This is a genomic window from Porphyromonas levii, assembly GCF_018206105.1.
GTDB classification, from domain to species: Bacteria; Bacteroidota; Bacteroidia; order Bacteroidales; family Porphyromonadaceae; genus Porphyromonas_A; species Porphyromonas_A levii.
Window position 1 is genome coordinate 1 of the sequence record NZ_JADRGN010000063.1, and the last position, 6,832, is coordinate 6,832.

The 6,832-nt window shown below is 50.0% G+C and carries 5 protein-coding genes; all 5 read left to right on the forward strand.

What is annotated here, in order from left to right:
- Positions 1–2,450 (forward strand): translation initiation factor IF-2 (infB, locus tag IX315_RS09260; protein ID WP_211837401.1); only part of this gene is annotated, 2,450 nt, incomplete at its 5' end.
- Between the two features lie 102 nt (positions 2,451–2,552).
- On the forward strand, positions 2,553–3,095 hold the full coding sequence (locus IX315_RS09265; protein WP_134848960.1) for a CvpA family protein: 543 nt from the start codon (positions 2,553–2,555) through the stop codon (positions 3,093–3,095).
- A complete protein-coding gene (gene sufB / locus IX315_RS09270) occupies positions 3,092–4,534 on the forward strand; it encodes a Fe-S cluster assembly protein SufB (protein ID WP_134848961.1) in 1,443 nt (480 codons plus the stop codon). Before IX315_RS09265 ends, sufB begins: the two co-directional genes overlap by 4 nt.
- Positions 4,535–4,563: 29 nt before the next feature.
- A complete protein-coding gene (gene sufC / locus IX315_RS09275) occupies positions 4,564–5,325 on the forward strand; it encodes a Fe-S cluster assembly ATPase SufC (protein WP_134848962.1) in 762 nt (253 codons plus the stop codon).
- On the forward strand, positions 5,322–6,653 hold the full coding sequence (sufD, locus tag IX315_RS09280; RefSeq protein WP_211837402.1) for a Fe-S cluster assembly protein SufD: 1,332 nt from the start codon (positions 5,322–5,324) through the stop codon (positions 6,651–6,653). The genes sufC and sufD overlap by 4 nt, the downstream gene beginning before the upstream one ends.
- The last annotated feature ends 179 nt before the right edge of the window (positions 6,654–6,832 follow it).

Sequence of the window (6,832 nt, forward strand, 5' to 3'; positions counted from 1 at the left end):
TAGAGGCTAAGCCTGAACCAAAGGTAGAAGTGCCTAAGGTAGAGGTTAAGCCTGAACCTAAGCCTGAACCAAAGGTAGAGGCGCCTAAGGTAGAGGTTAAGCCTGAACCAAAGGTAGAGGCGCCTAAGGCAGAGGTTAAGCCCGAGCCAAAGGCAGAAGCGCCTAAGGAGGAGGTGAAGACCGAGTCTAAAAAGATTACTTCTCCTGAACTTCTTACAACGCCTGATGTGGGTGTGACTGTGGTCGGTAAGATCGACCTTTCTGCCATTCAGCCTGATCGGAGGTCTTCGTCCAGCAAAAAGCGCGAGCGTAAGCGTATCCGTGGTAATAAGGTAGATATAGAAAAGGAGGGTAAGAAGCAGGAGACATCTCGCCAAGGTCAGAACCAAGGTAAGCAGCAAGGCAAACAACAAGGTAAGCAGCAAGGAGAAACCAAGCGTCAGCGCCCTGGAGATGGTCGCCACAACGATAATAAAGCAGCTCAGAAGCAAGAGAAGGGACGCAAGGCGAAGCGTAAGCAAAAGATGGAGCAGAAGCCTGAGATTACTCAGGAGGATATCCAGAAGCAGATTCGTGAAACGATGGCTGCTATCCAAGGAGGACGCCGTAAGGGTACCAACCAAGCAGCTAGGTATCGCCGAGAGAAGCGCGAAGCACACCGCCAAGCTGTGGATGCTGAGGAGCAGGCAATGATGGAGGATAAGACGCTACAGCTCACAGAGTATGTAACGGCTAATGACCTCGCCCAGATGATTGATGTGCCAGTCAATGATATTATCATGAATTGCTTCAATCTCGGGATGATGGTTTCGATTAACCAGCGACTGGAGAGGGATACTATTGATCTTATCCTCGATGATTATGGCTATACTGCTGAGTATGTGGAGGCTCAGGTCCTTGATATGATAGAGAAGGAGGAGGATAGTGAGGAGGATTTGCTCCCACGTGCGCCTATTGTTACAGTGATGGGTCACGTAGACCATGGTAAGACTTCGCTTCTCGATGCTATACGTAATGCCGATGTTACAGCTACCGAGGCAGGAGGCATCACTCAGCACATTGGTGCTTATAGCGTGACACTAGAGGATGGTCGTAAGATTACTCTTCTAGATACCCCAGGTCATGAGGCGTTTACCGCTATGCGTGCTCGTGGAGCCAAGGTTACGGATGTTGTTATCATCGTGGTGGCAGCAGACGATGGCGTGATGCCACAGACCAAGGAGGCTTTGAGCCACGCATCTCTAGCTGGGACTCCAATAATCTTTGCGATCAATAAGATAGATAAGCCAAGTGCTAATCCCGATAGGATCAAGGAGGAGTTGGCTAACCTCAATTATCTAGTAGAGGATTGGGGCGGTAAGTACCAGAGCCAGGAGATTTCGGCAAAGAAGGGTATCGGTATCCAGGAGCTCTTGGAGAAGGTGCTGCTTGAAGCCGATGTGATGGAGCTCAAAGCGAATCCTAATAAGAAGGCAGTGGCATCGGTACTCGAAAGTACCATGGAGCAAGGCCGTGGCTACACTACCAAGGTATTGGTGCAAGAGGGTACGCTACATGTAGGTGACTTTATCCTTGCAGGAGCCAACTTCGGTAAGGTGAAGGCGCTCTTTAATGAGCGTGGACAAAACGTAAAGAGTGTAGGTCCATCAGAGCCAGTAAAGGTTCTTGGTCTCAATGGCGCTACGCAGGCCGGGGAGGTGATGAATGTGCTTGATACGGAACAGGAAGCGCGCGAGATTGCTACCCGTCGTAGCCAGCTGAAGCGAGAACAGCGCGAGCGTACGCAGCACCTACCATCACTGATGGATCTTAGCCGTCGCATTGCCGAGGGTAATGTACAGGAGCTCAATATTATCGTGAAGGGTGATATGGACGGTTCGGTAGAGGCGCTTTCGGATTCTATCGTGAAGCTATCTACTTCCGAGATTAAGGTCAACGTTATCCATAAGGGTATCGGTGCGATATCCGAGAGTGACGTGATATTGGCAAGTGCATCGGGTGCGATTATTATCGGTTTCCAGGTGCGTCCTGCACAAGGTGCTAAGCGTGTTGCCGATGAGGAGGGTGTAGAGATTCGTACCTACTCGATTATCTATGATGCTCTGGACGATGTCAAGACTGCTATGGAGGGTATGCTATCACCAGAGATTAAGGAGCGTATCACGGCTAATATCGAGGTGCGTGAGACCTTCAAGATTCCTAAGGTGGGTACTATCGCTGGTTGCTACGTGCTGGATGGCAAGGTTTCTCGAAGTGATAAGGTGCGTGTTATTCGCGATGGTGTCGTGGTACACTCAGGCGCACTTGGTTCGCTTAAGCGCTTTAAGGACGATGCCAAGGAGGTAGTCGCTGGTCTGGAGTGCGGTCTTAATATCGAGAACTACAACGATGTCCAGGTAGGCGATATCATCGAGGCTTACGAAGAGATTAAGGTAGAGCGTAAGCTCTGATTATTATAAGGGAAACGAATAGTGGGTAGTAAGGGTAGCTGATAGAGTCTGCTATACTTGCTACTCGCTATTTGTTTCCCTTCTTTTTTGCCTTCAAGAGCAATGCATTGGTTAGACATAGTACTCCTTATATTATTGGTGATATCCGCTCTTAGGGGGTATCGCAGTGGCTTTGTGGCTCAAGCAATAGGGCTTGGAAGCGTGGTCCTTGCTTATATTTTGGCAGACCCCGTCTCTCTTGTTGTGATAGACCTATTCGCATCTAAGGGTGTGAGCCTTACTGCGGGATGGATTTCATGGTCGCTAGCTTTCTTGGTGGTGGTGACACTTACCCGTTGGATTGCTCGTTTTTTGCTCAAGGGTGTAGGGCAGATGTTAGGTGTAGTCAATCGTTTGGCGGGTGTGGTACTGTCCTTATTAGTGACCATGATGTTGCTCGTAGTGCTCCTCAATATCTACAGTTCCCTGAGTCCCCGCTACGGTTGGGGCGGCATTCCTGAAGCGTGCACAATAGCGCCTGAGATCCAAAAGGTAGGTGAAACAATATTACCTACTCGACTGTTAATCCAGCAAGGGTTAAGAGAGCACCTAGATCCTAATGGAGTAGAAGTAGCACCTACCGACAGTATATATACAGTAATATGAGTGAGAATTTTGACGAAATAATTGATAAGGTCACCCAGTCGGAATATGAGTATGGCTGGACTACGAATGTAGAGACGGAATATATCCCCAAGGGACTTTCGGAAGATACCATTCGCCTCATCTCTCAGAAGAAGCGAGAGCCTGAGTGGATGCTAGAGCACCGACTAGATGCTTACCGTCATTGGCTTACACTAGAGATGCCCGATTGGGCGCACTTAGATATCCCCGAGATAGACTTCCAGGAAGTGATTTACTTCGCTCAGCCTAAGAAGAAAAAGAGCGCCGACGAGGAGATGGATCCTGAGCTAGAGCGCACGTTCGAGAAGCTCGGGATCCCTGTCAATGAGCGCAAGGCATTGGCAGGCTATGCAGTAGATGCCGTGGTAGATAGTAGCTCTGTCCGCACCACTTTCAAAGAGACTTTAGCGGAGAAGGGCATTATCTTCATGTCCTTTAGCGAAGCCCTCCAGGAATACCCTGAGCTGATCCAGAAGTACCTCGGTACTGTGGTTGGCTACAGGGATAATTTTTTTGCAGCCCTCAATGCTGCGGTATTTTCGGATGGCTCCTTTGTGTATGTGCCTAAGGGCGTGCGGTGCCCGATGGAGCTGAGTACCTACTTCCGGATCAATGCAATGAATACAGGGCAGTTCGAGCGTACCCTAATTGTTGCCGACGAGGGGGCGTATGTCAGCTACCTCGAAGGCTGTACCGCCCCAATGCGCGATGAGAACCAGCTCCACGCAGCAGTGGTAGAGATTATTGCTGAGACCGATGCCGAGGTGAAGTACTCGACGGTTCAGAACTGGTACCCAGGCGACAAGGACGGCAAGGGAGGTATTTACAACTTCGTGACCAAGCGCGGTATTTGCCGTGGCGATCGCTCCAAGATATCTTGGACACAGGTAGAAACAGGATCGGCAATTACTTGGAAATATCCTAGCTGTATCCTTCAGGGCAATGACTCTGTAGCAGAGTTCTACTCCGTGGCAGTGACCAACAACTTCCAGCAAGCCGATACCGGTACCAAGATGATACATCTTGGGAAGAATACCAAGAGCCGTATCGTCTCCAAGGGTATCTCTGCAGGGCGCAGCGAGAATAGCTATAGAGGATTGGTAAAGATTAGTTCCAAGGCCGAGAATGCACGTAACCATTCTCAGTGCGATAGCCTTCTGATAGGTGATAAGTGCGGAGCCCATACCTTCCCCTATGCCGAGGTACACAATAGTTCGAGCATTATAGAGCATGAGGCAACTACCTCCAAGATCTCAGAAGATCAGCTCTTCTACTGTCAGCAACGTGGTATTCCTGAGGAGGAGGCAGTCGGCTTGATTATCAATGGTTATGCCAAGGAGGTGATGAACCACCTACCTATGGAGTTCGCCGTAGAGGCACAGAAGTTACTCTCGATCTCTCTTGAGGGTTCAGTGGGTTGATAAAATTGATTTAGAATAGTATAGATTATATGTTGCAGATTAAGAATCTACACGCCAGGATTGAGGATAAGGAAATTCTCAAAGGTGTAAACCTCACTGTAAACTCTGGCGAAGTACACGCTATAATGGGCCCTAATGGTGCCGGCAAAAGCACCTTATCCAATGTCCTCACAGGGCACCCTCGCTATGACGTAACTGAGGGTAGCGTGGTCTTTGATGGGCATGACCTCCTAGATATGGCGCCTGAAGAGCGTGCTCATGCGGGGGTATTTATGAGCTTTCAGTACCCAGTAGAGATTCCCGGAGTAAGCATGGTTAACTTCCTCCGTACGGCGGTAAATGCCAAACGAACCGCAAAGGGCGAGCACCCAATGAGTGCTTCGGAGTTCCTAAAGCTTATCCGCGAAAAGCAGAAGCTTGTAGAGCTAAATAGCGAGCTCACGGGGCGCGCTGTGAATGTAGGCTTCTCTGGTGGAGAGAAGAAGCGTAATGAGATTTTCCAGATGGCAGTACTGCAGCCCACACTTTCTATCCTAGATGAGACTGACTCAGGTCTCGACATCGACGCCCTCCGCATCGTGGCTGATGGAGTCAATGCTATGAGGTCGCCAGAAACCTCGTCTATCGTTATCACGCACTACCAGAGGTTGCTCGACTTTATCAAGCCAGATATTGTGCACGTACTACTAGATGGTCGTATCGTGAAGACTGGAGGTCCCGAGCTAGCCCTCGAACTAGAGGAGCGTGGTTATGACTGGATTCGTGAAGAGCTACAGGGAGAGGAGGCATGATGAAGCGAAGCAAACGTAAGGAAGCGCAGTTGGCTCTTGCCGAGAAGTTCCTCTCTCTGGAGCCAGCAAAGAGCGCTCACCCTGTCTTACAAGCCGCTAGGGCTGCCGCTAGGGAGCAACTCGCCTCGGAGGGATTACCTATCTACCGCGAGGAACACTACCAGTACTTCAAGATTGATGAGGCGCTATCCCAGGAGTGGAAGATAGAGAGCTCGCCCAGGCTTTCCAAAGATCAAGCCAGTGGTTACTCATGCCGCCTTACCTACCCTGATGCTCGGCAAAACTATCTCATAGGAGGAGTGGTAGCAGCTTCCGATAGCGCTCAGGACTTCTTTGCTGGTAGCCTCAGTGAGTTCGCCTCTCTCTACCCAGGCGTAGCGGAACGCTATTACGGGCGTATGGCATCTGTCCAAAAGTCTCGCCTTGCCCGTCTCAACACCCTCTTCGTAGAAGATCTCTTCGTCTTCTATCTCCCCAAGGGGACAAAGGTGCAAGCACCAGTGCACTTGATTCACTATGCTACCACGGCAGGCAGAGATGGTGTGCTTACTTTCCCACGTGTCCTTGTGATAGCTGAGGAGGGGGCAGAGGGACAACTACTGCTCTGTGACCATGATGTCGTAGATACGACTTCCGCTTATGTGGGTGTGGTAGAGATTTATGCCGAGAGAGGGGCAAAGGTGCAGTACTACAATGTTGAGGAGAGTGATAGTCTATCCCTCCGTATCATGGAGACGCATATACACCAAGAGGCGGATAGCCAAGTGCTTATCGATAATATCACCGTACACAATGGGCGTACCCGCAATAATTACTTCTGTGATCTTGCAGGGGAGCACGCCCATCTCGACCTCGATGGACTTGGGGTGTTGGACGATGACAAGGTACTCGATAATTGGTCGGAGATACGCCATAGCGTAGCCAATTGTACTTCCGACGAACTCTTTAAGTACTCAATGAACGATACGGCTATCGGTTCGTTTAGCGGAATGATCTATGTTGCTCGTGATGCGCAGAAGACGGCTGCCTTCCAAAACAACCGTAACCTTCTGCTTTCCGATACCGCAAAGATGTTCTCCAAGCCACAATTGGAGATCTATGCCGACGATGTGAAGTGTAGCCATGGTATGACTACTGGGGAGCTAGACGAGCAGGCTGTATTCTATATGCAGCAGCGAGGAATACCACGCATGGAGGCACGCTTGATACTCACTGTAGCCTTTATGGCAGATGTTCTAGATAATATCGAGTATGAACCACTACGTCAACGGCTCGTAAGCACACTCGATAACCGCTATCGTGGACTACCTGCTACCTGCAAGCAGTAAGCGACATAAATACAACAACTGAGGGGGCGACATCATCTGGTATCGCCCCCTCGTTCGTTCATAGGGGTGCGTGATAGAAGAGATGGAGGGTGTACGCCCTTGAAGAGAATGTTGCACGAAGTGCCATTCTCGCCGATTTGCTTGCAAATCGGCTGAGACGTTGCACGGTGGTGAAATAC